General features: G+C 58.9%; 23 protein-coding genes and 4 pseudogenes. 15 read left to right on the top strand and 12 right to left on the bottom strand.

The genetic code is table 11. From position 1 onward, the window contains the following. Nucleotides 1-19: 19 nt before the first annotated feature. The gene (locus tag ACL2XM_RS11960) at nucleotides 20-1,096 is read right to left on the bottom strand and encodes an iron-containing alcohol dehydrogenase family protein (protein ID WP_410015497.1); all 1,077 of its coding nucleotides are present in this window, start codon (nucleotides 1,094-1,096) and stop codon (nucleotides 20-22) included. Nucleotides 1,097-1,263: 167 nt separating this feature from the next. On the opposite strand from ACL2XM_RS11960, the gene ACL2XM_RS11955 reads away from it, so the two are divergent. From ACL2XM_RS11955 to ACL2XM_RS11920, 8 genes are all read left to right on the top strand, one after another. Further along, nucleotides 1,264-2,058, top strand: coding sequence for an amino acid ABC transporter substrate-binding protein (locus ACL2XM_RS11955; RefSeq protein WP_410015496.1), 795 nt, complete (start codon nucleotides 1,264-1,266; stop codon nucleotides 2,056-2,058). A 162-nt stretch (nucleotides 2,059-2,220) separates the two neighbouring features. Next, nucleotides 2,221-3,603: an adenylosuccinate lyase gene (purB, locus tag ACL2XM_RS11950; protein ID WP_410015495.1), complete on the top strand. Its 1,383-nt coding sequence runs from the start codon at nucleotides 2,221-2,223 to the stop codon at nucleotides 3,601-3,603. After that, nucleotides 3,600-4,142: a GNAT family N-acetyltransferase gene (locus ACL2XM_RS11945; RefSeq protein ID WP_410015494.1), complete on the top strand. Its 543-nt coding sequence runs from the start codon at nucleotides 3,600-3,602 to the stop codon at nucleotides 4,140-4,142. The genes purB and ACL2XM_RS11945 overlap by 4 nt, the downstream gene beginning before the upstream one ends. Continuing rightward, a complete protein-coding gene (locus ACL2XM_RS11940; RefSeq protein ID WP_410015493.1) occupies nucleotides 4,139-4,939 on the top strand; it encodes an amino acid ABC transporter substrate-binding protein in 801 nt (266 codons plus the stop codon). Before ACL2XM_RS11945 ends, ACL2XM_RS11940 begins: the two co-directional genes overlap by 4 nt. A 63-nt stretch (nucleotides 4,940-5,002) precedes the next feature. Beyond that, on the top strand, nucleotides 5,003-5,674 hold the full coding sequence (locus tag ACL2XM_RS11935) for an amino acid ABC transporter permease (RefSeq protein WP_162364154.1): 672 nt from the start codon (nucleotides 5,003-5,005) through the stop codon (nucleotides 5,672-5,674). Between the two features lie 9 nt (nucleotides 5,675-5,683). Then, a complete protein-coding gene (locus ACL2XM_RS11930; protein WP_410015492.1) occupies nucleotides 5,684-6,445 on the top strand; it encodes an amino acid ABC transporter ATP-binding protein in 762 nt (253 codons plus the stop codon). 113 nt (nucleotides 6,446-6,558) lie between these two features. Then, on the top strand, nucleotides 6,559-7,710 hold the full coding sequence (locus tag ACL2XM_RS11925; RefSeq protein ID WP_410015491.1) for an amidohydrolase: 1,152 nt from the start codon (nucleotides 6,559-6,561) through the stop codon (nucleotides 7,708-7,710). A gap of 1 nt (nucleotide 7,711) precedes the next feature. Continuing rightward, the gene (locus ACL2XM_RS11920) at nucleotides 7,712-9,058 is read left to right on the top strand and encodes an MmgE/PrpD family protein (RefSeq protein ID WP_410015490.1); all 1,347 of its coding nucleotides are present in this window, start codon (nucleotides 7,712-7,714) and stop codon (nucleotides 9,056-9,058) included. Between the two features lie 115 nt (nucleotides 9,059-9,173). On the opposite strand, the gene ACL2XM_RS11915 is transcribed toward ACL2XM_RS11920, so the two are convergent. From ACL2XM_RS11915 to ACL2XM_RS11900, 4 genes are read right to left on the bottom strand one after another with little or no spacing between them, the layout of a single operon-like run. Then, nucleotides 9,174-11,498 carry a molybdopterin-dependent oxidoreductase gene (locus ACL2XM_RS11915; RefSeq protein WP_413722577.1) on the bottom strand — a complete coding sequence of 775 codons (2,325 nt, stop codon included), beginning with the start codon at nucleotides 11,496-11,498 and terminating at the stop codon, nucleotides 9,174-9,176. Between the two features lie 31 nt (nucleotides 11,499-11,529). Further along, nucleotides 11,530-12,291: an amino acid ABC transporter ATP-binding protein gene (locus ACL2XM_RS11910; protein ID WP_413722578.1), complete on the bottom strand. Its 762-nt coding sequence runs from the start codon at nucleotides 12,289-12,291 to the stop codon at nucleotides 11,530-11,532. Beyond that, nucleotides 12,284-13,210, bottom strand: coding sequence for an amino acid ABC transporter permease (locus ACL2XM_RS11905; RefSeq protein ID WP_410015487.1), 927 nt, complete (start codon nucleotides 13,208-13,210; stop codon nucleotides 12,284-12,286). The genes ACL2XM_RS11910 and ACL2XM_RS11905 overlap by 8 nt, the downstream gene beginning before the upstream one ends. After that, nucleotides 13,207-14,103 (bottom strand): ABC transporter substrate-binding protein, encoded by an 897-nt coding sequence (locus tag ACL2XM_RS11900; RefSeq protein ID WP_413722580.1) that lies wholly within the window; start codon nucleotides 14,101-14,103, stop codon nucleotides 13,207-13,209. The genes ACL2XM_RS11905 and ACL2XM_RS11900 overlap by 4 nt, the downstream gene beginning before the upstream one ends. A gap of 370 nt (nucleotides 14,104-14,473) precedes the next feature. On the opposite strand from ACL2XM_RS11900, the gene ACL2XM_RS11895 reads away from it, so the two are divergent. The 3 genes and pseudogenes from ACL2XM_RS11895 to ACL2XM_RS11885 all read left to right on the top strand — a co-directional run. After that, on the top strand, nucleotides 14,474-14,596 hold the full coding sequence (locus ACL2XM_RS11895; RefSeq protein ID WP_413723594.1) for a PfkB family carbohydrate kinase: 123 nt from the start codon (nucleotides 14,474-14,476) through the stop codon (nucleotides 14,594-14,596). 1 nt (nucleotide 14,597) lies between these two features. Beyond that, a pseudogene (locus ACL2XM_RS11890) lies at nucleotides 14,598-14,792 on the top strand (dihydrodipicolinate synthase family protein); the annotation flags it as partial. Beyond that, nucleotides 14,786-15,145: pseudogene (locus ACL2XM_RS11885) on the top strand (proton-translocating transhydrogenase family protein); the annotation flags it as partial. The pseudogenes ACL2XM_RS11890 and ACL2XM_RS11885, both read left to right, overlap by 7 nt. Before the next feature lie 37 nt (nucleotides 15,146-15,182). On the opposite strand, the gene ACL2XM_RS11880 reads toward ACL2XM_RS11885, so the two are convergent. Then, on the bottom strand, nucleotides 15,183-15,608 hold the full coding sequence (locus tag ACL2XM_RS11880) for a MarR family winged helix-turn-helix transcriptional regulator (RefSeq protein ID WP_410015485.1): 426 nt from the start codon (nucleotides 15,606-15,608) through the stop codon (nucleotides 15,183-15,185). A gap of 131 nt (nucleotides 15,609-15,739) precedes the next feature. Beyond that, nucleotides 15,740-16,015: a hypothetical protein gene (locus tag ACL2XM_RS11875; protein WP_413733274.1), complete on the bottom strand. Its 276-nt coding sequence runs from the start codon at nucleotides 16,013-16,015 to the stop codon at nucleotides 15,740-15,742. Here ACL2XM_RS11875 and ACL2XM_RS11870 point away from each other — a divergent pair. Both ACL2XM_RS11870 and ACL2XM_RS11865 read left to right on the top strand, forming a co-directional pair. Then, nucleotides 15,953-17,379 (top strand): annotated as a pseudogene (locus tag ACL2XM_RS11870) (non-oxidative hydroxyarylic acid decarboxylases subunit C). The gene ACL2XM_RS11875 and the pseudogene ACL2XM_RS11870 overlap by 63 nt on opposite strands. 25 nt (nucleotides 17,380-17,404) lie before the next feature. Beyond that, the gene (locus ACL2XM_RS11865; RefSeq protein WP_413728557.1) at nucleotides 17,405-17,644 is read left to right on the top strand and encodes a non-oxidative hydroxyarylic acid decarboxylases subunit D; all 240 of its coding nucleotides are present in this window, start codon (nucleotides 17,405-17,407) and stop codon (nucleotides 17,642-17,644) included. A 38-nt stretch (nucleotides 17,645-17,682) separates the two neighbouring features. Here the strand turns inward: ACL2XM_RS11865 and ACL2XM_RS11860 are convergent. From ACL2XM_RS11860 to ACL2XM_RS11845, 4 genes and pseudogenes are all read right to left on the bottom strand, one after another. Further along, nucleotides 17,683-17,887 (bottom strand): annotated as a pseudogene (locus ACL2XM_RS11860) (AAA family ATPase); the annotation flags it as partial. A 448-nt stretch (nucleotides 17,888-18,335) separates the two neighbouring features. Then, complete coding sequence (idnD, locus tag ACL2XM_RS11855) at nucleotides 18,336-19,382, bottom strand: L-idonate 5-dehydrogenase (RefSeq protein ID WP_413733014.1); 1,047 nt, start codon at nucleotides 19,380-19,382, stop codon at nucleotides 18,336-18,338. Then, entirely contained in the window at nucleotides 19,382-20,746 is a 1,365-nt protein-coding gene (locus ACL2XM_RS11850) for an MFS transporter (RefSeq protein WP_413728555.1), read from the bottom strand. The genes idnD and ACL2XM_RS11850 overlap by 1 nt, the downstream gene beginning before the upstream one ends. 111 nt (nucleotides 20,747-20,857) lie before the next feature. Then, nucleotides 20,858-21,625, bottom strand: coding sequence for an SDR family oxidoreductase (locus ACL2XM_RS11845; protein WP_413728554.1), 768 nt, complete (start codon nucleotides 21,623-21,625; stop codon nucleotides 20,858-20,860). Between the two features lie 412 nt (nucleotides 21,626-22,037). Between ACL2XM_RS11845 and ACL2XM_RS11840 the strand changes: the two genes are divergently transcribed. Then, nucleotides 22,038-23,291, top strand: a complete 1,254-nt coding sequence (locus ACL2XM_RS11840) for an enolase C-terminal domain-like protein (protein ID WP_410015479.1) — start codon at nucleotides 22,038-22,040, stop codon at nucleotides 23,289-23,291. 48 nt (nucleotides 23,292-23,339) lie between these two features. On the opposite strand, the gene ACL2XM_RS11835 is transcribed toward ACL2XM_RS11840, so the two are convergent. After that, complete coding sequence (locus tag ACL2XM_RS11835) at nucleotides 23,340-24,053, bottom strand: FadR/GntR family transcriptional regulator (protein ID WP_410015478.1); 714 nt, start codon at nucleotides 24,051-24,053, stop codon at nucleotides 23,340-23,342. Between the two features lie 301 nt (nucleotides 24,054-24,354). Between ACL2XM_RS11835 and ACL2XM_RS11830 the strand changes: the two genes are divergently transcribed. Then, nucleotides 24,355-25,650 carry an MFS transporter gene (locus ACL2XM_RS11830; protein WP_413733013.1) on the top strand — a complete coding sequence of 432 codons (1,296 nt, stop codon included), beginning with the start codon at nucleotides 24,355-24,357 and terminating at the stop codon, nucleotides 25,648-25,650. Nucleotides 25,651-25,669 lie beyond the last annotated feature (19 nt).

Here is a 25,669-nt window from a genome sequence, read left to right as displayed (position 1 = left end):
TATCCGCCGGCCGCCCTCGTCAGAACGTCTGGTCGGCGGCGGTGATAACAGCCCGTTCGATGGCCGCGGGCGCAAGCGAAAAGGGCAACAACGCCGCGCTGGCGGACGGAAACTTAAAACTGGCGGCAATATAGCGCGCCGCTTCGGTAAGACGATCGCCCAGGGGGATAAGATGCAGCGGCGCGTCATAGCGGCGCAGTTGTGTCAGCAGTTCGGCATCCGGCCCGTCGTTGCCCCGCGCCAGCAAGGATTGCACCAGCAGGCCGAACCCGACTTTTTCGCCGTGCAACCATCCGTGCAGTTCCGGCAGATGGGTCATCCGGTTGTGAATGGCATGAGCAACTCCCGGCGACGGGCTGTCGTCGCGCATGCTGTTGGCCAGGCCTGCCCCGGCGATATTGGCGTCGATCACTTTTTGCAGCGCGGGCGTTACCTGTTGGCGGGCGTTGGCCGCCAACGCCTGCTCGCCCCAGGTGTTAAAGATATCGCGCGCAAAGGCCGCCGCGTGGATTTTAAAATTGAGCGCCAGGCTGTCACCGTTTTTCGCCTGGTAGGGCTGGAATTCATACCATTTGGCCAACGCGTCGACAATGCCGGCTTTGAGGTAACGCACATCGCTGCGCGCGATGATTTCGCTGTCCACCAGCACCAGCGCCGGCATGCGTTTAAGTGCCAGGGTTCCTTCATGGCCGCCGCGTTCGTTATACATAATACTGATCGGGGACCAGGCCGCGCAGGTCGCGGCGATGGTGGGCATGGTGGCGACATTGCCGCCCTCCAGGCCGTCCGCCACCGCTTTCGCGCAGTCCAGCACGCGTCCGCCGCCGATGCCAATCACAAACGGCGCCGGCTGCCCGGCCAGCCGCGCCTGATGTTCAGCCACAGCAGCCCGGGTACATTCGCCTTGCAGATAACTCACGTCATAACCGATGCCGCTGGCCTCAAGACTGGCGGCGACCTGCGACGCCACCGCCTGCCAGGCGCGCGGGCTGGTAATGATGGCGACCCGGTCGGCAAAGGGCGCGATAAGGCCGCCCACACCGGCGCACAGTCCCGGTCGGGAGTAATAGGTTTGGGGCGATTTAATTGCGAGCACGGTATTACCTTAGTCGATTTCTTAGGAGTGCTTACCATAAGTCAGCAAGAAATAATAAAATCTCCTCACTCATTTGTAACCTTATTAGAAGATATAACTTATAGCGGGTGAATATAAAAGCGCCCGGCGCGACATGGTATATTCCCGGCCATTCTTCATACAGGACAATGAAAATGGCTTTTAATACGCGATGGGCCGCGCTGGCGCTGGTTATGGGCGTGGTTACTATGCTGATAGGCTGCGATAATTCGGGTTCGGCGGGGCAGGATAAGGTGATCCGCATCGGCGCCACGGGACAAAGTTTCCCCAGTTCCTATAAAGAAAACGATAAACTGGTGGGCTACGATGTGGAAGTGGCGGAAACCATCGCGCACGACCTGGGCTATAAAGTCGTCTGGACCACGGCCGATTTCAGCGGCCTGCTGGGACAATTGGAAGCAGGCAAGCTGGATAGCATCGCCAATAATTTCGTGGTAACGGCCAAACGCCAGGAAAAATATAATTTTTCCACTTCCTACCTGACCTACTCGTCGCAGATCGTCACCAGCACGCAGAATAAAGATATCAACTCGCTGGACGACCTGAAGGGCAAGACGGTGGCCGGGGTGCTGGGGTCGAATCATATTACCAACCTGCGCGCGGCGTTCCCGGACAATAGCATTGTAATACGTACTTATGAAACCCGCGACGGCGCCATGAGCGATACGCTGAATAACCGGGTGCAGGGCTATGTTAACTCCAAGCCGGTGCTGCTGGCAGAAATCAACAAGCATCAGCTGCCGCTGAAGCTAGTGGGCCCGGCGCTGACGGACGAAGGCGTCAGCTTCCCGTTTGCCAAAACGCCGCAAGGCGATCGGCTGCTGGGCCTGTATAACCAAGAACTGGATAAAATGCGCCAGGACGGCCGGTTGAAGGCGCTGTCGGAAAAGTATTTCGGCGACGATTTGAGCCAGGTGAAATAACGCCACATTCCTTAGGATTATATCCCAGGCTAATGCGCCATCGGCTCCCCGGCCGGTGTTGCTATATCCCGTTGGGATTAGGATATATATTTCTGTTATAAGGCGCATTATTCTTCCGTGCTATAGTCCCACACTTAAAAAATTATTTAATCCGAGAAGTGTATGGCGTCCCATTTGATTGACTTTGTCCTGATTGGTAATAACTTTGGCACCCCGGAAATGCGCGAGGTGTGGTCGGAAAACAGCCGCCTGGCCCGGCAAATCGAGGTAGAAGTCGCCCTCGCCCTGGCGGAAGGCGAGCTGGGTGTGATCCCCGAGGCCGCGGCCCAAGCCATCGCCCGGCGCGCCGATGCCAGCCAGCTCAATCTTGACGACATTGCCCAATCCGCCGCCGAGATGAAACATTCCCTGATGCCGACCCTCGCCGCCCTGCAAAAACAGTGCGGCGACGCCGGTGAATATATTCATTATGGCGCCACCACCCAGGATATCGTCGATACCGCCACCGTGCTGCAACTGCGCCAGGCGTTTGGCATCATCGAACGCGATGCGACGTTGCTGGCGGTGGAACTCAGGCGCCTGGCAAAAAAATACCAGCACACCCCCATGACCGGCCGTACCCACGGCATGCAGGCGTTGCCAACAACGTTTGGCTTTAAGGTCGCGGTATGGCTGGATGAGTTTGTCCGCCACCTGACGCGCCTGCAGGAAATCAAAGCGCGCGCGCTGACCGGTAATATCAGCGGCGCGATCTGTACCTACGCCTCTTTCGGCCCGCAGGGTCCGGCGATTGAGCGGCTCACGCTCGACAAGCTGGGGCTGAACACCCCCAATATCGGCTGGCAGGCGGCGCGCGACCGTTTTTCCGAGTTTGCCTCGGTGGCGGTGCTGATCAGCGGAACGCTGGGTAAGATAGGCAATGAGTTCTATAACCTGATGCGTTCCGAGATCAATGAAATCGAAGAGGCGTTCTCCGCCGGTAAAATCGGTTCCACCACCATGCCGCATAAACGCAACCCGGCGGCGCTGGAAGGTCTCGCCAGCCTGACGGCGCCGGTGCTGAAAAGCGCCGCCCTGATCTATGAATCGATGCATGTGGAACATGAGCGTGACGCCATGAGCTGGCGCGCGGAATGGATCGCCCTGCCGGAAATCTGCATTTACCTGTCCGCCCAGTTGCAGAACGCGCTGGGCATCCTACGCGGCATTACCGTCAATGAAGCGCAAATGCTGGCTAACCTGCATCTGCAGGGCGGGCTGCTGCTGTCGGAAAAGGTGATGTTTGAACTCGGCAAGACGCTCGGCAAACAAACCGCCCATCACCTGGTTTATGAATGCTCGATGCAGGCCTATGAACAAAAACGCCCGTTTAAAGAGGTGCTGCTGGCGCACCCGACGCTGCGCGCCACGGTGACGGAAAACCAGCTGGACCATTGGCTCGACCCGACTAATTATCTCGGCAGCGCGCCGGAGAAGGTCGACGAGGTGATCCTGGCCGCCAACGCGTCCGGCCTGCTGCCGGCTGCGGACCTGGAGGCCAGATGAGCGCGGGGTATCGCCAACTCACGGTGGCGGACGCGGAGCCATTTCTGGCGCTGATGCACGCCGCCTATGCGCCTATCCGCGAGTTGGGCATCCACTTCGACGCCGCCACGGCGGATCTGGCGCGGGTCAGCCGTCATCTGGATGAGCATGGCGTCTACGGCATGTTTCTCGACGGTAAGCTGGTGGCCTCGGCGACGCTGCGCTATCCGTGGGGACCTTTGCCCGGTCCGTTCGGCCTGCCGCATATCGGCTGGTTCGGCGCCGATCCGGATTATCGCGGCCAGCGCCTGGGCAGCCAGATGCTGCAATGGCTGGAGCAGGCTATACTGTTGGGCCAGCTCAGGGCGCCGGCGGTCTCGCTGGGCACGGCCGAGAGTCACCCCTGGCTGGCCGAGATGTATCAGGCGCGCGGTTTCAAACCGATGCACAAGACGGATTTAGGCAAAGGTCATATCACCCTTTATATGAAAAAAATACTTGATGAAACACGCCATGCGATATGGCTGCAACGCACAGCGGCACAAGAGGCGGTAAAATGAAAACAGGTTCTATGGTATTAACCGCGCTGCTGGCCGCCACCCTGCTGTCAGGCTGTGACAAGCCGGGCGATGGCGGGAGTTCCGACGCCAAAGCCATCCGCGTCGGCGCCACCGGGCTGAGTTTCCCCACCGCCTATAAAAAAGACGGTAAGCTGGTGGGCTTTGATGTGGAGTTAACCGAACAAATCGCCAAAGACCTCCATTATCGCGTCGAATGGGTCAACGCTGATTTCAGCGGTCTGATGGGGCAACTGGAAGGCGGCAAGCTTGATACGGTGGCTAACGCCGTCGCCATCACGCCGGCGCGCCGGGAGAAATATGATTTCTCCGGTCCGTACAGTTATTACGGCAGCCAACTGGTCACCAGCAGTACCAACACCAATATCAATACCCTCGACGATCTGAAAGGCAAAACCGTGGCCGGGGTGTTGGGTTCCAACCACGTGGCCAACCTCAAGAAGGCGTTCGGGGACAATACCATCACCATCCGCACGTATGAAAATCGCGACGGGGCCATGACCGACACCATGAATAAGCGCGTCGACGCCTATGTCAATGCGCGGCCGATACTGCTGGCGGAGATCAAGGCAAAGAGCCTGCCGCTGAAACTGGTCGGCGCGCCGCTGGTGGTCGAGCCGGTGGGGTATCCGTTCCATAAGGATGATAGCGGCCGGGCGCTTAAATCGGCGTTTGATCGGCAAATTGACGCCATGCGCGCGGATGGTCGTCTCAAGACGCTGTCAATTAAGTATTTTGGCGAGGATATCACCACTCCTCCAGCCGGCGCGGCTCACTAGGCCGGTTCTCGTTTTCACGCCCGCCAAGGTATCAGACGGCGGGCGTTATCTGAGTGCTTCTGCATGAATATCGATATCAGCTATTTGCTTAAAGTCTTCCCGCTCATCATCAGCTATTTGCCGATGACGATGTTTCTGGCGGTGGTATCCATGATCATCGCCATGGTTGTCGGCCTGATGCTGTCGCTGTTGCGCACCAGTAAAATCTGGCTGCTCAGTAAAGCGGTCGAGCTGTATATTTCCCTGTTTCGCGGCATGCCGGCGCTGGTGCAGCTGTTTATAATCTACTTTGGCTTACCGCAGCTTATTCCCTCGCTGACCGGTCTGACGGCCACTGCGGCGGCCATCATCGGCTTTAGCCTCAAGACGTCGGCGTATATGGCGGAAATCTATCGCGCGGGGCTGGCCTCTGTAGATCCGACCCAAACCGAGGCCGGGCTGTCGATTGGCATGCGCAAGGGGCAAATTTATCGTCGCATCGTGCTGCCGCAGGCGATGCTCAATGCGCTGCCGGCCACCGGCAACACTTTTATCTCGCTGATCAAAGAAACGTCGGTGGCGTTTGCCCTGGGCGTGTCCGAACTGTTTGCGGAAGGCAAAATGATCGCGGCCGAGTCCCTGCGCTATTTTGAAACCTTCCTGGTGGTGGGTCTGGTGTACTGGCTGGTAATCATCTGCTACGCTCGTCTGCAGGCCCTGCTTGAGAAAAAACTTAGCCACTCGCTGCAACGCTAGGATGACATTATGATCACAGCCAAAAATCTCTATAAACGTTTTGGTGACCAGGTAGTGTTGGACAATATCAGCATCGACATCGCCGCCGGCGAAGTGGTTGCCATTATCGGACCTTCGGGCTCGGGGAAATCAACGCTGCTGCGCTGCCTGAACCTGCTGGAAAAACCCGAATCCGGCATCATCCAGATTGACGACGTCACTCTTGATACCGAGCATTATACCACCCGGGAAGAGTACGCCCTGCGCAGCCAGACGGCGATGGTGTTCCAGAACTACAGCCTGTTTAAAAACAAAACCGCGCTGGAAAATATCACCGAAGGCCTGTTGGTGGTGAAAAAGCTGCCCCGCAGGCAGGCGGTGGAAATGGGCATGTCGCTGCTGGAGCAGGTCGGCCTGGCGGATCAGGCGCATCAGTATCCGGTGACCCTGTCCGGCGGCCAGCAACAGCGGGTCAGCATCGCGCGGGCGCTGGCGGTCAACCCGAAAGCGATTTTGTTTGACGAACCCACCTCGGCGCTGGATCCTGAACGGGTGCATGAGGTCTTGCAGGTGATTCAGACGCTCGCCAAGCGCAAGACCACCATGGTGATTGTCACCCATGAAATGCAGTTTGCCAAAGAGGTGGCCGACCGGGTGATCTTTATGGCGGACGGACACATTATTGAACAGGGGCCGGCGGAACAGATCATCAATTTTTCCGACAATCCGCAGACCCGGCGCTTCCTGAGGCAGTTGATCAATATCGAAACCCCCAGCGAGTTTTCTATTTAGGTGATTTACCGGCGCAGCGCCCGCATCCCCCCGGCGGTATGCTGGCAGGCCGTGTCCGGCCAGCGCCCGCCAGGCTGTGGGCCAATACGCTTTTTGACTGATGGAGTAACCCAATGACCATCCCTCCCGAGTATCAGGACCTGGCGCAACAGATCCAGGACTTTCGCCACCACCTGCACCGGCATCCCGAACTGTCCAACCAGGAATTTGAAACCACCGCGAAAATCCGCGCCGCGCTCGAGCGTGAGGGCATCCGCATTCTCGACTTGCCGTTAAAAACCGGCCTGGTGGCGGAAATCGGCGGTCTGCAGCCCGGCCCGCTGGTAGTACTGCGCGCCGATATCGACGCGTTGCCAATCAACGAGGAATCCGGCGTCGAGTACACCTCCGAAAACCCCGGCGTGATGCATGCCTGCGGCCATGATTTTCATAGTTCGGCCGCACTCGGCGCCGCCATCCTGCTCAAGCGCCGGGAGGAGGGATTACAGGGCAGGGTGCGCGTGCTGTTCCAGGCGGCGGAAGAAACCGGCCTGGGTGCGCCGGATCTGATTGCCACCGGCGCGCTGGACGACGCCGCGGTCATTTTCGGCATCCATAACGATCCCACCCTGCCGGTGGGCGTGGTGGGCGGCAAGGACGGCGCGCTGACGGCGGGCGTGGACAGGTTCGAGATCAAGATCGCCGCCAAAGGCTCCCATGCCGCCAAGCCGCACGAGGGCAACGATCCCATTATTATCCTCGGCCAGCTGATTGGCGCGGTGCAAACCCTGATCAGCCGCAACGTGCCGTCCAACAACAATGCCGTGGTATCCATCACCCAGGTCCACAGCGGCAGCACATGGAATGTGATCCCGGATACCGCCTATATCGAGGGCACGGTGCGGACCTTCAGCCAGGACGTGCGCGATCTTATCGAGCAGCGCTTCCGCCAGCTGGTGCAAGGCATCGCCGAGGCCTATGGGGCGCAGCTGGAATTTTTATGGCACGCCGGGCCGCCGTCGGTCGTGAATACGCCGGAATGGGTGGCTTTTGCCCTGGAACAGGCCACCGAGACCGGCTTTGAGGCAAGGCGCGTCGACGCCAGCCCCATCGGCGAGGATTTCGCCTTTTACCAGCAGAAACTGCCCGGCACCTTCATGATGGTCGGATCCGGCGGCCCCCATGCGCTGCACCACCCGAAATTTCGCGTGGACGATCGCGCTTTATTCCCCACCGCCCGTTATCTTGCGCGCCTGGCCGGCGAAGCGCTGAAGTCGCTGGCGTAGCATGAGCGAAACGCTCACCCGGCGGCTGGCGACGCTTATCGTCGACACCCGGCCAGACGAAACGGCGCGGGGAAAATCCCGGGCCGGAGTGCTGGACTATCTGGCGGTGACCCTCCCGGTGCTGCTTGGACGCGTGGCTGACAGCGGCCTGGTTTGCCTGCGCCGGGTCTATGACGGCCGGGATGCGCGCACGCGGGCGCTGCTGCTGGGTTATGCCGGCCATGCGCTGGACTATGATGATTTTCACCCCGACTTTCGTGGCCATCCCAGCACCGTGATCCTGCCGGCGCTGTTCGCCCTGGCCGCAGAGCATCCGACGGTCGGCGCCGCGAGGTTTCTCGACGCCTATGCCGTCGGGGTGGAAGCGGCGGGGCGGCTGGGATTGGCCGCCGGCCGCCGGCATTACGCCATGGGTTTTCACAGCACCGGCACCCTGGGCACGCTGGCGGCAACGGCGGCGGCGGCGCGGCTGGTGAAGGCCGACGCCGGTGCGACGGCGGTGATGCTGGGCATTGCCGCCACTCAAGCCAGCGGGCTGCGCGCGCAGACCGGTTCCGCAGCGAAACCCTTGCATGCCGGACTGGCGGCGCAGGCCGCGGTGGCCGCTTGCCAGCTCGCGTTGGCGGGGTTTTCCGGACAGCCTGACGGGATTATCGAGGATTTTCTGGCGGCCAGCTGTGGCGGCCGACAGGATCCGGACCTGTTGACCGACCGTTGGGGCGAACCTTGGCGCATTGTCACTCCCGGGCTGGAGTTCAAGCCGTATGCCGCCTGCAGCGGTACCCACAGCGCCGCCGATGCGGCGCGCCGGTTACGCCGGCAGTGGCTGGACAGCGGCCATACCCTCGACGCGCTGCTGGATAGGCTTGATCATATCGAGGTGGCGTTTCCGCCGGGCGGCGATCTCGCGCCCTCGGTGCGCCGGCCCCGTAACGGTATGGAAGCGCGCTTTAGCCTGGAATACGTTATCGCCGCCGGCCTGTTGCTTGATGATCTTACCCTTGCGGAATTTGCCGAAGGGCCGGTGAATCCGGCGATTTCGGCGCTGGCGCAGCGGGTCAGCCGCTGTCCCGACCCACTGGCGCCTCCCGATGAGCTGGACCCCTCCGCCCGTTTCCATCAGGTGACGCTATTTTTCCATCACGATGCGCCGCTGCGTTGTAAGGTGACGCGCCGGGAGAGCCTGTCCCATCCGGTGGACCTGTCGCATAAGCTGCGGCGCTGCCTGGCGGGTGAAACGGATGCGACGATCGACGCCATCGAAAGCCTGAGCCGCCTGGATTCACCCTCGGCGCTGTCCCGGCTGGGGACGTTACTCCTGTCGGCGCTTCATCAGCCCCGCCGATAGACGCGCTTTACGCTTGACTCATCCCGCCGGCCTCCGCGTTTCACTTGCGCGCCGCGGCCGCTCCCTGCCCGCCGCGCCCCGGCACGCTTAATGATGTCCGTGCCGCAATCGATGCTTACCCACCGCTGCTTTCCGGCCGACGTGACACCGCGACCGGCGGCTCAAAGACCCTGACTTCCGGCGCCTCGCCCGCAAAACGGCCGACGCGCACCACGGTAATCTGACCGGCGCAGCCCTGGCTGAGCGAAGAGGTGCCGATGTCCAGCGTCAGCACATTGGGATTGCCATGGCGGCAGACGGGTCTCTCCGCCAACGGATCCACCGGATCGTACCAGGCGCCGGTCGGCAACTGTACCACCCCCGGCATAATACGCGCGCTCACCTCAGCGCTAGCCAGCACCGTGCCGCGGCCGTTGACCAGCTCAACCACGTCGCCGGTGGTTATGCCGAGGCGCCGCGCGTCGTCGGGATTCAGGCAACATATCTCGCGCCCGCCGCGTTTGCGGCTGACGCTGTACTGTCCGAAATCAAGCTGGCTGTGCAGACGCGATTCGGGCTGGTTGGCAATCAGATAAAAAGGATGCTGTTCGTCGGGCCGTTGTTGCGGCTCAAGCCACACCGGATGTCCCGGACAGTCCGCATAACCAAAGCCGGCGATGGTCTGGGAGAAAATCTCGATTTTGCCGCTCGGGGTCGGCAGCGGATTGCGCTCCGGATCCTGGCGAAATGCCCGCAGCAGCCGGCCTCCATCCCGATCCTGCGGCAGTTCCAGGATGCCCTGCTGCCAGAATGTGGCAAAATCAGGCACGCTGACGTCACGTTCACGCAGACGTTCACGCATCTGCTGATAGAGATGCGCCAGCCATTCTCGGGCGCTGCGTCCCTCGGTAAACGCCGCTTCCCGGCCGAGCCGCCGAGCCAGTTCGGTAAAAATGGCGTAATCATCCTTCGCTTCGCCGTAAGGCGTGGCCGCCTGCTGCATGGCAACCAGATACCGGTCCGTCGGTGCGCCGCCGATGTCTTCCCGCTCCAGCGTCATGGTGGCGGGCAGCACGATATCGGCATGACGCGCCGTTGCCGTCCAGGCGGTCTCATGCACGATCAGCGTATCAAGCCGGCAAAACGCCCGGCGCAGGCGCGCCAAGTCCTGATGGTGATGGAACGGATTGCCGCCCGCCCAATAGGCTAGCCGGATGGTCGGATAGGTAAGATGGCGCCCGTTGTAAACGAATTTTTCACCGGGATGCAGCAGCATATCGGCCACGCGCGCCACCGGGATAAACCGGTCGATACCGTTTTTACCCTGCGGCAGCGCCGGGAATGCCACCTGGTTGTGGTGCTTGCCGTAATGGCCCAGCGCGCCCAGCGCATAAGCGTAGCCCCCGCCCGGCAGTCCCGGCTGCCCCAACGCCGCCGCCAGCACGAGCCCGAGCCATACCGGCTGCTCGCCGTGCTCCGCCCGCTGCAGCGAGTGCGCCACGGTCACCATCACCCTGCGTCCATGTAACTGGGCCGCCAGCGCGTCGATACGCGCTGCGGGGATGCCGCAGATGGGCGCCGCCCAGGCGGCATCGCGGACCTGTCCGTCCACGTCGCCGCGGATATAGGCCACCAGCTTTTCCCAACCGACGCAGTAACGTGCCAGGAACGCCGCATCAATCCACTGGCGGTTTGCCAATATGTGCAGCAGCGCGAGGATCAGCGCCGCGTCGGTGCCGGGACGTATCGGCAGCCACTCACCCCGGGCCTCGGCGGGCAGATCGCTTTCCAGCGGGCTGACCGAGATAAAAGTTGCGCCGCGCCGCGCCGCCTGGTCTATAAAACCGCGCTCAGTGTGTTCGCTCATCCCGCCGCTGGCCACCTGGGAGTTTTTTAACGCCAGGCCGCCGAAGGAGATCATGACCTCGGTGTGCTGCGCGATTTCCTGCCAACTGACGCCGCGGCGGGCGATTTCGTTGATATCGCCGATGATATGCGGCAGCAGGACAGACGACGCGCCGGAGCTATAGCTGTTGACCGAGCGGACGTAACCGCCGAGCGTGGTATTAAGGAAACGATGCACCTGGCTTTGGGCGTGATGAAAGCGTCCGGCGCTGGACCAGCCGTAGGAACCGCCAAATATCGCCTCCGGTCCGGATACACCCGCTACCCGTTGCAACTCGGCGGCCACCCGCTCATAGGCCTCCGGCCAGCTCAGGGCGACATACTCGTCCGCGCCCCGGCGGTTATCGGGGCCCGGGCCCTGTTCCAGCCAACCGCGCCGCACCATCGGACCCGCGATACGCGCCTGATGGCTGAGGGCGTTGGCAATGTTCTGCAGCAGCGGGCTGGGATCGGGATCGCCGCTGAACGGGGTAATGACCAGCCGGTCATCCTGCCAGCGGGCGGTGAAAGCCCCCCAATGGGAGCTGTGGGTTTTGTGATGGGTCGAGGTCATCATGGGTATCCAGGTGAAATAGCAAGCCCGTGATTTACAGCACGGTTGCCAGAAAGTGCCGCACGCGATGATTTTGCGGATCGTCCAGCACACGGTTCGCCGGACCGGCGGCGATAATTTTACCTTCTTCCATAAAAACGACGTTATCCGCCACTTCACGCGCGAAACCAATTTCGTGGGTAACAATTACCATGGTGATGCCTGAGTGCGCCAGCGCTTTAATCACCTGCAGCACTTCTCCCACCAGCTCCGGATCCAGCGCCGATGTCGGCTCATCAAACAGCAGAACCGCCGGATCCATTGCCAGCGCACGGGCAATGGCGACGCGTTGCTGCTGCCCACCGGAAAGCTGCTGCGGCCAGTCGTTTTCCCGTTCGGCCAGCCCGACCTGCCGCAATAGCAGCCGCGCCTTGCTGGTAGCCTGCTGGCGGCTCAGTTTTTTCACCAGCATGGGCGCATCGATGATGTTCTGCAGCACCGTGCGGTGCGAAAAGAGGTTAAATTGCTGGAACACCATGCCGATCCGGCTGCGCTGAAGCGCAATCTCGCGGCTGCCTAATTCATGGAGCGCCTGTCCTTTCTGCCGGTAGCCCACCAGTTCTCCGCCGATAAGAATGGTACCGCCATCAAGCTTTTCCAGATGGTTGATGCACCGCAGCAGGGTAGATTTGCCGGATCCGGACGGCCCGAGGATCACCGTCACCGAGCCGGCGGGAATCTCGAGGGTAACATTATCGAGGATCGTGTTGCCGGAAAAGCGTTTGGTGACTTTGCGCAGGGTGATAGTCTCAGCCATTGTTTAGCCTCCCGATCTTCAGGCTATAAAACAACAGATTGCGTTTCGCCCGATCCTGGCTTGGCTGGCGGATAACGCTGCGGCTAAAATAACGCTCAACGTAATATTGGCCCACCGACAGGACCGAGGTCATCAGCAGATACCACAGCGTCGCCACCAGCAACAGCGGGATTACCTGGTAGGTGCGCTGGTAGATAATTTGCGCCGAGAACAGCACATCCTGCAGCGCGATCACCGAGACCACCGCGGTGGTCTTCAACTGGCCGATAATTTCGTTGCCGGCCGGCGGCAAAATGGCTCGCATCGCCTGCGGCAAGATGGTGTGGCGAAAGATCTGCGCCGGGCGATAGCCCAGCGCCCGCGCCGCTTCCAGTTGGCCATGCCCGACGCTTTGGATCCCTGCGCGCACGATTTCCGCGGCATAGGCGGACTGGTGCATCACCAGCGCGATCACCGCCGCGCTGAACGGGCTTATCAGGGTGTTGGCGTCGGCGCTCCACAGCGCGCCGACGCCGGGCAGGGCCAGGGAAATCTTGGGATAGAGCGCGGCGATATTGTACCAGAGGAACAGCTGTACCAGCATCGGCACGCCGCGAAAGAACCAGGTATAAGCCCAGCTTACCGCCACCAGCAGCGGATTGGACGAAAGGCGCATCAGCGCCAGCACGGTGCCGAAGGCAAAACCGAACAAGACTGAAATGACGGTCAGTTGCAGCGTCATCAGCACGCCGCGCAGGATGGATTCCTCGGTAAAGCTCCCGATAATAGTCTGCCACTCGAAGCGGGGATTGGACATCATAGAATGGATGGCGGCGCACAGCAGGAGCAGCACGAAAAACGCGCTGACCCAGCGGCCGTAATAGCGTTTGCCGACGATCCTCAGCTCATCGGCTTCGGTTTCCTGCGGTGTACTGTTCATTGGAATATCTCTTCGTTTCGTTTTGCTTCTTTCACGGCGCCATAGCCGATCCCCCAACGATCGAGGATTTTTTGATAGCTGCCGTCCTGGATAAGGGAATTGAGCGCGGCCTGCACCGGTTCTTCCAACGGCGACTGTTTGGGGAAAGCGATGGAAACCGGCGCGTCATCCACGCTGATCTCGCCGCTCATGGCCAGCGCTTTCACCAGGTTGACCTGCCAGGTGAGTCCTTCGTAAGGGCCGAAAAACAGCGGCACGCGCCCGCTGACCACGGCCTGCACCCCGGCGGGGCGGTCTGGGAACACCGCGATGTTAATCGGCGGTTTGCCCTGTTCCACGCACTGTTTGCTGGCGGCGTCGAGACGGGTCAGCTGGGTAGTGCCGGCCCCGCCGCCGACCTGTTTGCCGCACACCGCCAATAACGAGGTAAAAGGGGCGACATTGGCGTCTTTACGGGAAATAACCCCGAGCCGGGAAGCGTTGTAATAGCCGATAAAATCGATTTGCTGCAAGCGCGCCTTGGTGGCGTTGATATTGGACAGCGCCACGTCATACCGGCCCGACTTCAGCCCGGGAATAATGTTGTCGAACCCGCCGGTATCCTGCCAGTGCACCGTCACGCCCAGCCGTTCGGCAACGGCGTTCATGATATCGATTTCACGTCCCGCCAGCGTGCGGTTGTCTTCCTGGAAAAAAGTAGTGGGCGGCGTATTGGGGTTGGTGCCGGCAATAATATAGCCCCGGGTCACAATATCGGCGGGCAGTTTATTTTTCAGCCTTTCATCGCTCTTGACGTGAAACGAACTGGCCGTGGGAACATTCTGCTCGGCCGCCCAGGCGTTATGCGCGCCCGCCATCATGAAAAGCGATATAAAACCATGGGATAACTTCATTAAAGGCTTCTCTCCAGATGAAATATGACAAAGGGGCCTGCGTGCAGACCTTAGATAGATAAACATTCAAATTAGATAAAGGCGGAAGCGGTCAGGGCGCTTAGGCAAACGTCGGTCTGGCAACGGTTTCGGCATATTGTCCACTCATTAATAGATTGTCATGGAATACCGACGACCTTCACAAGTGACAAAATTCGCTAAGCTTATAAGAAATTTTGGAATGACCCGCGCCGGGAACGGTGATTGCGCCCCTGAGGCCGGGCCGTGTGACCCTACCCCAATAATGAGCGGAGCAAAGTCGGGGGGCAGGTCAATTCTTTCTCGCCACATGCGTTGGAATGCCTGGAATATGTCGATGTGATCACTCCGAATAAAACCGAGGCCTCACAGCTTTCCGGCGCTGAGTGCTGACACCACCGGCGCCGGTGACGCTTTTAACGGCGCGTTTGCGGCAGCACTGGCCCGCGGCGAGTCGGTGGTGCAAGGAGAATGAGATGACTAAAATTGGAGGTATTGTGCCGGTTATGTTGACTCCCTTTACCCCCGATAACCACATTGACTATGACGGCCTGGCGCGCCTGATTGACTGGTATCTGGAGAAAGGCGTCGATGCATTATTCGCGGTGTGTCAGTCGAGCGAAATGCACTTCCTCAGTCTGGATGCGCGGGCGGAACTGGCACGATCCGTGGGGTGACGGTGGTTAAACTCGGCGAGATTACATGGCCGGCGCCGCCCATCGAGGTCTCTGCGCAGCCGGCGAAGCCCCTGCCGGCAGCCATCGTTAAACCCTTGGCTAAGCCGATTGCGCCCTGGGAAAAATACGTTCTGCTGGTGGTAGGAATAGTGCTGTTTGGTCGGCTGGCCAACGTGGCGCCGCAGGCGTTCTTGTCGCATTTTACCGTATTCGCGCTGGCGTGCGTGGTGGGCGATTAGGTGGTTTGGAACGTCAGCCATGCGCTGCATACGCCCTTGATGTCGGTAACCAACGCTATTTCCGGGATCATCGTGGTGGGGGCGTTGCTGCAGATGGGTCACCGCGGCCGCGGTTGGCGCGCCGTTCCCGCAGCGCCGGTCCGTCCTAGGTGTCCTTGGCGTGGATGCCGCGTCTCATCTTGGCCAGAATTTGCACCAGGGCCTCGCGTTCTTCGGGGGACAACGTCTGCAATAAGCTGTCCGAGACCTGTTCAGCCACGGGCCGGGCAAGATTCAGCATAGTGCGGCCCTGCTTGGTGAGCCGGATAAGACGCCGGCGGCTATCGGCGGCATCCGGGTGCCGGACAATCAGCTGCCTGGTTTCCATGCGTCCAAGCATTTCCGCCAGGGTTGCCTTGGTGGTGGCGCTAGCCTGCCCGAGCGCGGCCTGATCGAGTCCTTCGGGCGAGGTGGCGAGCGCTTCCAAAACCGCATATTGCGGTTTGGTTAGTTCGGGCATCAGCAAGGTCCAGCGGGCGGTATGCTCCTGCAGGACAACGCGCATGAGGTGGAATAAGGTCTTGTCAAACATCCGCTCTATATCCTGTCCGGTAGTTCCCCGTTCACGCCCGTTTGGCGGGGCGGGTATTATCTCCGCTACGTTTGGCGTGCACAAGCAAATCCCGCCATTGATGCATGCCGGGCTTGACGTTCGTATACGAACTAAATAGAATTTTCCGTGAAGCCTGGGGCGGAGTCTGTTCGTCCGAACATATAGTTCGTATACGAACTATATGTTGTTACCTTGCTTCGTTTATGCGACTTATCCTCGTTATATCGCGGGCCGCTGACGTTGGGGAAGGGCTGACCGGCGCCGGGTAAAACGGCAGGGTAGATGAGTCGACCCGCCTTTTCACATTGGATACGGGATTTAACATGATATTCGACGATTTGCGCCAGTTTCTGCAGGCGCTGGATGAACATGGCCAGCTGCTGCATGTGAAAGACTCCGTCCAGGCCGAGCCGGACCTGGCGGCGGCGGCCAATGCGGCCGGTCGGATCGGGGATAAAGCGCCGGCGCTTTATTTCGATAATATCGCGGGTTTTACCGACGCCAAGGTTGCGCTTAATACCCTGGGTTCGTGGCCTAACCACGCTATCGCCTTGGGCAGGCTCCCGGTACCTCCACCAAGGATCAGGTTGCGGAATTCATCCGGCGCTGGGACGAGTTCCCCGTATCGGTGGAGCGCCGCGCAAATCCGCCCTGGCGGGAAAACAGCGTCGAAGGCGACGATATCAATCTTTTTGAAATACTGCCACTGTTTCGCCTCAACGATGGCGACGGGGGTTTTTATCTGGACAAAGCCGCGGTGGTCTCGCGCGACCCGCAGGACCCCGATAATTTCGGCAAGCAGAATGTCGGCATTTACCGTATGCAGGTCAAGGGCAAACGCCGTCTCGCCATCCAGCCCGTGCCGGTGCACGATATCGCCATCCACCTCAAGGCGGCGGAGGAGCGGGGCGAGAACCTGCCTATCGCTATCACCCTTGGCAACGATCCGATCATCACGCTTATGGCGTCGACGCCCCTGGGCTATGACCAGTCGGAATACGAAATGGCGGGCGCGCTGCGGCAGGCGCCTTATCCGATCGCCACGGCCCCGCTGACCGGATTTGACGTCCCATGGGGGTCGGAGGTGGTTATCGAAGGCGTGATCGAAAGCCGCAAGCGCGAACTGGAAGGCCCGTTCGGCGAGTTCACGGGCAATTATTCCGGCGGGCACCGGATGCCGGTGATAAGGATCGACCGGGTTTCTTATAGAACGCAGCCGATCTTCGAGTCCCTTTATCTTGGCATGCCCTGGACGGAGGTGGACTATCTCATCGGTCCGGCAACCTGTGTCCCGCTTTACAAGCAGCTCAAGGCCGATTTTCCCGAGGTGCAGGCCGTTAATGCCATGTATACCCATGGCCTGCTGGCGATTATTTCCACCAAGAAACGTTATGGCGGATTCGCGAAAGCGGTAGGACTGCGCGCCATGACGACGCCCCATGGATTGGGTTACGTAAAAATGGCGATTGTCGTGGATGAGGACGTCGATCCCTTCAATTTACCCCAGGTGATGTGGGCTTTGTCCACCAAGGTGAATCCCGCGGGCGATCTGGTACAACTGCCCAATATGTCGGTGGTCGCGCTTGACCCCGGCTCGACGCCTGCAGGCGTGACCGACAAGCTGGTCATTGATGCGACGACCCCCGTCGTTCCGGACACGCGCGGCAATTACGGTCTACCGGTGCGCGATCTTCCCGAAACGGGCCGCTGGATCGAGCGGCTGAACACGCTGATCGCCAACAACCGTTGATCCGATAATAAATGAAAAGGAACATATGATGATTTGTCCTCGTTGCCAGCATCCGGAGACGGACGTTTTGTTTGAAAGCCCGGTCCCGGGCGTATTTACCGTATTTCAATGCGGGCAATGCCTTTACACCTGGCGTTCGACCGAGCCGCCGCGCCGTTCCGATCCCCGGTTTTATCCGCAAGCGTTCCGCCTGGACCCCGGGAGTCTGGAACACGCCGAGGAAATACCACCGGTTCCGGTCCTGCGGAAAGTCACCGGAGAGTAATACACTTCGTATCCGGTGCGCCTGGGTAAGGGGTTAAATCATTCCCGCCACACCGCGTCGCGGACTTCAATGGCCCGGGGGCAGACCCAGCGCGTAGAAGCGGCCGGCAATTGCCTGCTGCTCGCGAAAAATGGTCAGGTCCATGCGCTGGGTCTGATGGCTGCGACGCGTCAGCGCATGACTAAGGGCATCCGTCGCCAGGCCGAGCTCGCCAGAAAGCAGGGCGGCCGCCCCGGCCCGGTGGTGCTGGCCTTGCCGGAGGACACGCGATGGCAATGTTCAGACGTTGGCATAGTTGCCTCAAGCCCACGCCTGGAATCCCATCCGGGCATGACGCAAATGGCGATGCTGCATCGGCTGCAACAGGCGGAACGGCCGTTTCTCCCGGTGGGGAGCAGCGGCTCCGTTAATGCCCAGCATTGGCTACAGTAATTCGCCCACCGATCGCCGCAATAATGACCATGGCGGTATTTTGGGCTTATCAGTGGGAACCCGTATAAAGATCTGAGTTTCAGTGAAACGCGCTTTCTTCATAATGAGGCTCCCGTTGGTTGCATTTTAATCAGAGAACTTCATCAAGCGGTAAGACTAAATTTCGGGGGGACTACACACAACCTGATTTGTTATATGCGAACCAGCCCCATGTTGAAAACCTGAGGTTGGTTTTTCCCAGAGATAGATTGATGAAATCTTAGAATTTGATTTGTATCTTTGACGATATCGTTTTATCGGCGGCGGCAATCAACGCGCTCTCGATGGCTTCCGGCTGATATTCGCCGCTCAGCAGCGGCAGCGGATTGATGCGACCGTCCTGCAGCCATTTCACCGCGGTGTCGAACTCATCTATAAAACGGAAAGATCCGACCCAGCGTATTTCTTTCACCAGCATCGGCATCACCGGGTATTCTACGCTGCTGGCGCCCATGCCCACCTGCACCACGGTGCCGGCCGGGCGGGTGAGGGCGACGGTAGAGCTGATGGCCGCCGGGCTGCCGGAAGCTTCAAACACCACGTCAAAATAGCCCCGGTCCCGCTGATAGAAAGCGGCGCTGTCTTTATTTATCGGATTAAATGTCGCGGTGGCGCCCATCTGAGCGGCCAGCGTCAGGCAGCGGTCGCTGACATCGCACGCCACGGCTTCGGCCGCCCCGGCGCTTAACGCCGCGGCCAGGATCAGGCAGCCAATCGGCCCGGCGCCGATCACCAGCACTTTTTTGCCGACCAGCGTGCCCGCCGCGTTAACGGCGTGGATCGCCACCGCCAGCGGTTCGGCAAAGGCGATGACTTTCGGTTCGGCGTGCTCATCATAAGGAATACACTGTTTTACAGCAGCCACCACATATTCGGAGAATCCCCCGTTTACATGCGGATCGAACTGCGCGCTGCCCATAAAACGCATGGCGGAGCACAGGTTTTGCTTGCCCTCCAGGCAGAACACGCAATGGTTGCAGGGTTGCGAAGGATTGACCGCCACGCGCTGGCCGACCCGCAGGTTAGAGCCCACCGGCGCCTTGCTTACAACGCCAACGAACTCGTGGCCGACCACCATGGGATGTTTGAGTACCGACATCCCGGCGCGTCCATGTTGGTAATAATGGATATCGGACCCGCAAATGCCGCCGCGGTCCACCTTCACCAGCACATCCTCATCCTGGTATTCCAGCTCGCGTTGTTCTACGCGAATATCTTTCTCACCGTAGGCAAAGCAGGCTTTGCAGCTGATTGTATGGGTGCTCATTATTTAACCTCGATTTTGAGTGCGTCTGGGCCGGGTTGCGGCCGGACAGGTTCAGTTGATTTCGGCGGGACGATCACGTCGATTTTCCCGACCAGGAAGGTGTAGGCCAGCAGGCCGGCCAGTGCGACCGCGGCGATATACCACATCGCGTACTGGAAATTATTGGTGCGCTGCAGGATCACGCCGATGACAATCGGACTGATGATGCCGGACAGGTTGCCGCAGATATTCAGGCAGCCGCCCATGGTGCCGAGAAAGTTGCGCGGGATAACGTCGCTCCATACCACCCAACCCAGATTGGAGAAGGCGTTGGCGAAAAAGGCGATGGACAGGATGGCAATGGCGATGAGGGGCTGGTCTTCAAAATAGTTGACCAGGCAAATCACCATGGTCAGGCACAGCCCGGACATCACGGGCAGTTTACGGGCCAGCGTACGCGATGCGCCTTTTTTCAGCAGCATGTCGCTCAGGGTGCCGCCACACAGCACGCCGGCCATGGCCATCAGGTATGGAAAGGAAGCTCCCAGGCCCGCTTTGGCGATCGACAGGTGCAGCCCCTTTTCCAGATAGACGATAAACCAGGTCAGGAAGAAATATAGCGTGGAGGAACAGGCGAACTGGGCAATAAACAGACCCCAGATGGTGCGTTTTTTCAGGAAGAAGCGAATATCGGCCCAGCGTACTTTTTCGCTGACGTTAGCCTGGTTTAGTGAACCGTAGCCGCCGCCGTCGCGGATATAATCCAGTTCTTGCCGGTTGGTCTTGACGCTATGCTGCGGATCGCGGTATTTCATCAGCCAGAAGATGCCGAACAGGACGCCGGCGGCGCCGGACAGGTAAAATGACATTTGCCAGCCGAATTCCGCCACGATAAACGACAGTGCCGGAGTGAGCAGCGCCAGCCCGATGTATTGCGCGCTGGAATAAATGGCGGTGGCGCGCGCCCGTTCATGATCGGGAAACCAGGTGGCGATTATCTTGGTATTGGACGGGAAAGAGGGCGCTTCGGCTATGCCGATCAAGGCCCGGCAGCCCAGTAACATCAGGAATGACGCGGTAGCGGTGGCAAACAGGTGATGCGAGGCAAACCCCATCAGGAAGGTAAACACGCTCCACAGGATGATGGCGCTGCCGTACAGGACGCGTGAGCCGATGCGGTCCAGCACATAACCTACCGGGATCTGGCTGGCGGCGTAGAACCAGGTGAACATGGAGAACAGCAGCCCAAGCTGGGTGGGACTTAAATCGAAATCGGCCTGGATTTTACTGCCGGCGACGGACAGGTTGGCCCGGTCCATATAATTAATTGCCGTTACGATAAATAACAGCGACAAAATAAAGAATCGCGACTTGGTTGCTTTCATTTTATTTTCCTGGTCAAAAGGTACCATTTTTTTATAAGCAGACGGATACAGGGATATAGCCCACAGCGGCGATGCTGTGGGCGTAGGTATATTCAGATCAGGCTGGGCGGGTTACAGCACGGCCAGCCAGCCGCCGTCGACGTAGATAATCTGGCCGTTGATGTAGTCGGACGCGGTGGAGGAAAGGAACACCGCGGTGCCGATCAGTTCTTGCGGCTTGCCCCAGCGCTTTGACGGGTTGCTGGCTTTGACCCAGGCGTCGAACTGTTTATTGTCGATAAGCGCGGTGTTCATATCGGTAAGGATATAACCGGGGCCGATGGCGTTGGTCTGAATGTTGAATTCCGCCCATTCGGCGGCCATTGAGCAGGTCAGCATCTTGATACCGCCTTTGGCCGCGGTATAGGGCGCCACGGTGGGGCGGGCGGCCTGGCTGGTCAGCGATCCGATATTGATGATCTTGCCGCCGTTGCCGCGGGCAATCATCCGTTTCGCGGCCGCGCGCGAAACGATAAAAGCGCTGGTCAGGTTAGTGTCGATGACGCGTTGCCACTGTTCCAGCTCCAGCTCCACCATGGGTTTGCGGTACTGGATGCCGGCATTGTTAATCAGGATATCCACCGGCAGCCCCTGTTGTTCCAGGGCGGCGAACGCGCTTTCCACCGCATCCTCATTGGTGACGTCGAAGGCGACGCCCTGCGCCTGATAACCTTTAGCACGGAGTTTTTGTACCGATTCATCCAGCAGCTCCGCGCGGATATCGTTCAGGACTACGCTGGCGCCAGCGGCGGCCAGCCCTTCGGCGTAACAATATCCCAAACCTCGTGCCGAACCGGTCACCAGTGCCGTTTTCCCGGTTAAATCAAACAGTGCAGACATAGCAATTCCTCATTATGGGGTCATGGCGATAGATATCGCTCGTTAACTTGTATGACATCATTCATATTTAAAGTGAAGTAATGAATTTTTTAAAGCAATACACATACATATTTTTTGCGGTGAAGATCACAGAATAATTTATTTTTATGTTATTTATTTCGTTAAATACGTTTTAAAACAATTAGATAATATATTATTGTTAATTTTATGACCGGGTGCACATTCTTGGATTCGCAGGCTTTGCATCGTGCATTTTCACTGGTATAACGAAAAATACTTGTAGGACAACATATGAGATGCTAGATCTGATAACACTAGCCGGTTGGGTGTCCGGGCGGTTAAGGCGAGGGAACACGCCGCCGTGAAATGAACACGGATGTTAACGGGCAAACATTAAATTTAAGGAGTGACTGTGAGTAATTTGAAAATCACCGCGGTGAAAACCATTCTGACCGCCCCGGGCGGCATCGATCTGGCGGTGGTGAAGGTAGAAACCAATCAGCCGGGATTATATGGCCTGGGCTGCGCCACCTTTACCCAGCGTATCCAGGCGGTGAAAAGCGCCATCGACGGCTACATGGCGCCGTTCCTGATTGGCAAGGACCCGGCGCGCATCGAGGATATCTGGCAATCGGCCTGCGTAAGCGGTTACTGGCGCAGCGGCCCCATCATGAATAACGCGCTGTCCGGCGTGGACATGGCGTTATGGGATATCAAAGGCAAGCTGGCCGGCATGCCGGTGTATGAGCTGCTGGGCGGCAAATGCCGCGATGGCATTCCGCTGTACGTGCATACCGACGGCAGCGACGAATTTGAAGTGGAGGACAATGTCCGCGCACGCATGGAAGAGGGCTATCAGTACGTCCGCTGCCAGATGGGCATGTATGGCGGCGCGGGTACCGACGACCTGAAGCTTATCGCCACCCGGCTGGCCCGGGCAAAGAACATTCAGCCGAAACGCTCGCCGCGCGCCAGCACGCCGGGGATTTATTTCGATCCGGATGCCTACGTGAAAAGCGTGCCGCGCCTGTTCGACCATCTGCGCAATACACTCGGCTTCGGCATCGAATTTATCCATGATGTGCACGAGCGCGTGACGCCGATGGCCGCCATCCAGCTGGCCAAGAATCTGGAACAGTACCAGATGTTTTATCTTGAGGACCCCGTGGCGCCGGAAAATATCGATTGGCTGAAGATGCTGCGCCAACAGTCGTCCACGCCGATTTCGATGGGCGAATTGTTTACCAGCGTCAATGACTGGAGACCGCTGATTACTCACAACCTGATCGATTATATCCGTTGCCATGTCAGCACCATCGGTGGCATCACTCCGGCGAAAAAGCTGGCGACGCTGAGCGAAATCCACGGCGTGCGCACCGCCTGGCATGGCCCGGGTGACATTTCGCCAGTGGGCGTTTGCGCCAACCTGCACCTGGATATGAGCGTGACCAACTTCGGCATCCAGGAATACACGCCGGTCAACGACGCGCTGCGAGAGGTGTTCCCCGGCTGCCCGGAAATCGAGCTGGGTTATGCGTACCTGAGCGACCGCCCGGGGCTGGGCATTGATATCAATGAGGAAAAAGCGGCGCAATACCCCTGTATCGGTGGTATCCCGTCCTGGACCCTGGCGCGTACTCCTGATGGGACTGCGTCGCGGCCATAGGGAACGCGCGGCATAGGAGGATGGCATCCTCTTATAGCGGCCGGGCGCTTATGCGTCCGGCGCCGACTGTTTCAATTTCTCAATCGCCGCCACGTTTTCCGACATCGCTTCATTGAGCACCGCCACCGCGGTGGAGGAGTCTCGGTTCTTGATCGCCATGAACACCTTGATATGGGCCTCGACGCTTTCCAGCGAGATGCCGAGTGCGCGGTTCAGCTCTTCCAGATAGTAGTAGTAGATGTCTTTGATGGAATTCATGACGTTGTAAAACACTTTGTTCTGCGATGCCTTGGCGATCGCCAGATGGAAATCAAAGTCGGCCTGTGAATACTTTTTGTAGTCGTCCTTGTTCACCAGCATGCGGTTCAACGCCTGTTCCAGGGCGGTGATGTCGTCGGGCGTGGCGTTGCATACCGCCAGCTCCATGCATTTGAACTCCACCGTTTGGCGGAACACCATCATATCGTGAAACTCTTCGCGGCTCAGGTGCATGATGGGTTGGTGTTCGTTTAACAGACTTTGCTGGTTAAGGTCCTTGGTGACAAAGCTGCCTTTGCCCTGGTGAGTGATGACAATGCCCAGATCGCGCAGGCGCTGTACCGCGCTGCGGATGCTGACGCGGCTGACGTTGAACGAGGCGGTCAGTTCGGCCTCGGAAGGTAGCTTGCTGCCCGGGGGCCAACTTCCGTCCAGCAGCTTTTCCTTGATTTGATCATAAACCGCGTTAACCACGTTGTGTTTCTGTATTGATTGAATGCTCATGGTGTCCGTCGCATACGTTGTCCTACAACATGCCTGTGTATAGCACGCCCAGCGGGGGCTGTGAAGCCAAAAAGCGCATTTTCATGCTGTCAGGCCGAAACCAGCCGCTGAAAATAAAATATGTGATCGTCACTTCATTTTGGCGGATTGGTCATTGATCGGCGATGGAGAATGCCGCATTTTTAAACATGAATGATGTCATACAAGATGTTGTGTGACAGGTGTGTTTGGCAATGAAGAAAGATAAACACTCCGGCTTCAGGTACTGACCGGTAATAATTAACCCCCTTGGAATATCGACATGAGTCAACTTTTGCCACAGAACCTAGCGCCGGTACGCTGGCGTAAACTGATCCCGCTGGCTTTTATAACCTACAGCCTGGCCTATCTCGATCGCGCCAACTACGGTTTTGGTGCCGCCTCAGGACTGGCGCACGATCTGAATATCACGCCGGGCATATCATCGTTGCTGGGCGCGTTGTTTTTCCTGGGTTATTTTTTCTTCCAGGTGCCGGGCGGCATCTATTCGGAACGGCGCAGCGCCAAAAAACTGATTTTCTGGAGCCTGGTATTGTGGGGGATTCTGGCGACTGCAACCGGCATAGTGCATAGCGTGGCGGCGCTGGCCGTGATCCGTTTCCTGCTGGGCGTGGCCGAAAGCGTGGTGATGCCGGCGATGCTGGTGTTCCTCAGCCACTGGTTTACCAAGCGCGAGCGTTCCAAAGCCAATACGTTCCTGTTCCTAGGCAACCCGATCACGGTGTTGTGGATGTCGATTGTGTCAGGTTATCTGGTGAATTCCTTCGGCTGGCGCGGCATGTTTATCATCGAAGGCGTGCCGGCGATCGTCTGGGCGGTTATCTGGTGGGTTATCTTTGTTGACCGGCCGAAAGACGCCAAATGGCTGACAGACCAAGAGAAGCAGGATCTTGAGGCTGCGCTGGCGGCCGAGCAGGTGGAAATGAAACCCGTGAAAAATTACGCCGAGGCGTTCCGCTCGAAGAAGGTGCTGGCGCTGTCGTTTATCCATTTCTTCTGGAATATCGGCATGTACGGTTTCATTATGTGGCTGCCTTCGATCCTGAAGACCGCCTCGGGTTTGGGCATCGTGGCCACCGGTTGGCTATCCGCCGCGCCTTACCTGCTGGCGGTGCCGCTGATGCTGACCGCCTCCTATTTCTCCGATAAATTTCAGCAGCGTAAGCTAGTGGTGCTGTTGTTCCTGGGACTGGGGGCGGTATGTTTTTGCGGATCCTTTACCCTGGGCGCCGACCATTTTTGGTTGTCCTACGTGCTGCTGGTGATCGCCGGCGGAGCGATGTACACCCCTTATGGGCCTTTTTTTGCCGCGGTGCCGGAGTTGTTGCCGCGCAATGTCATGGCGGGGGCGATGGCGTTTATCGTCAGCTTCGGCGCGCTGGGCTCGTTTGTCGGGGCGTGGATTGTCGGCTACCTGAATGGCGTTTTCCAGGGGCCGCAGGCGTCTTATGTTTTTATGGGCGGTTCACTGGTGATCGCCGTCATCTTGACCGCTTTGACCGGCTTCAGTAATAAATCCTCTGCGCAGACGGCGTCGAAGGCGGTGGCGCTACCCTAATCCCTATACAGGCCGGTTA

It is taken from the genome of Sodalis sp. RH20, assembly GCF_047324205.1.
Classification (GTDB): Bacteria; Pseudomonadota; Gammaproteobacteria; order Enterobacterales; family Enterobacteriaceae; genus Acerihabitans.
Note: the sequence above shows the minus strand (reverse complement) of the source record. Positions and strands in the feature narration are given on the sequence as shown.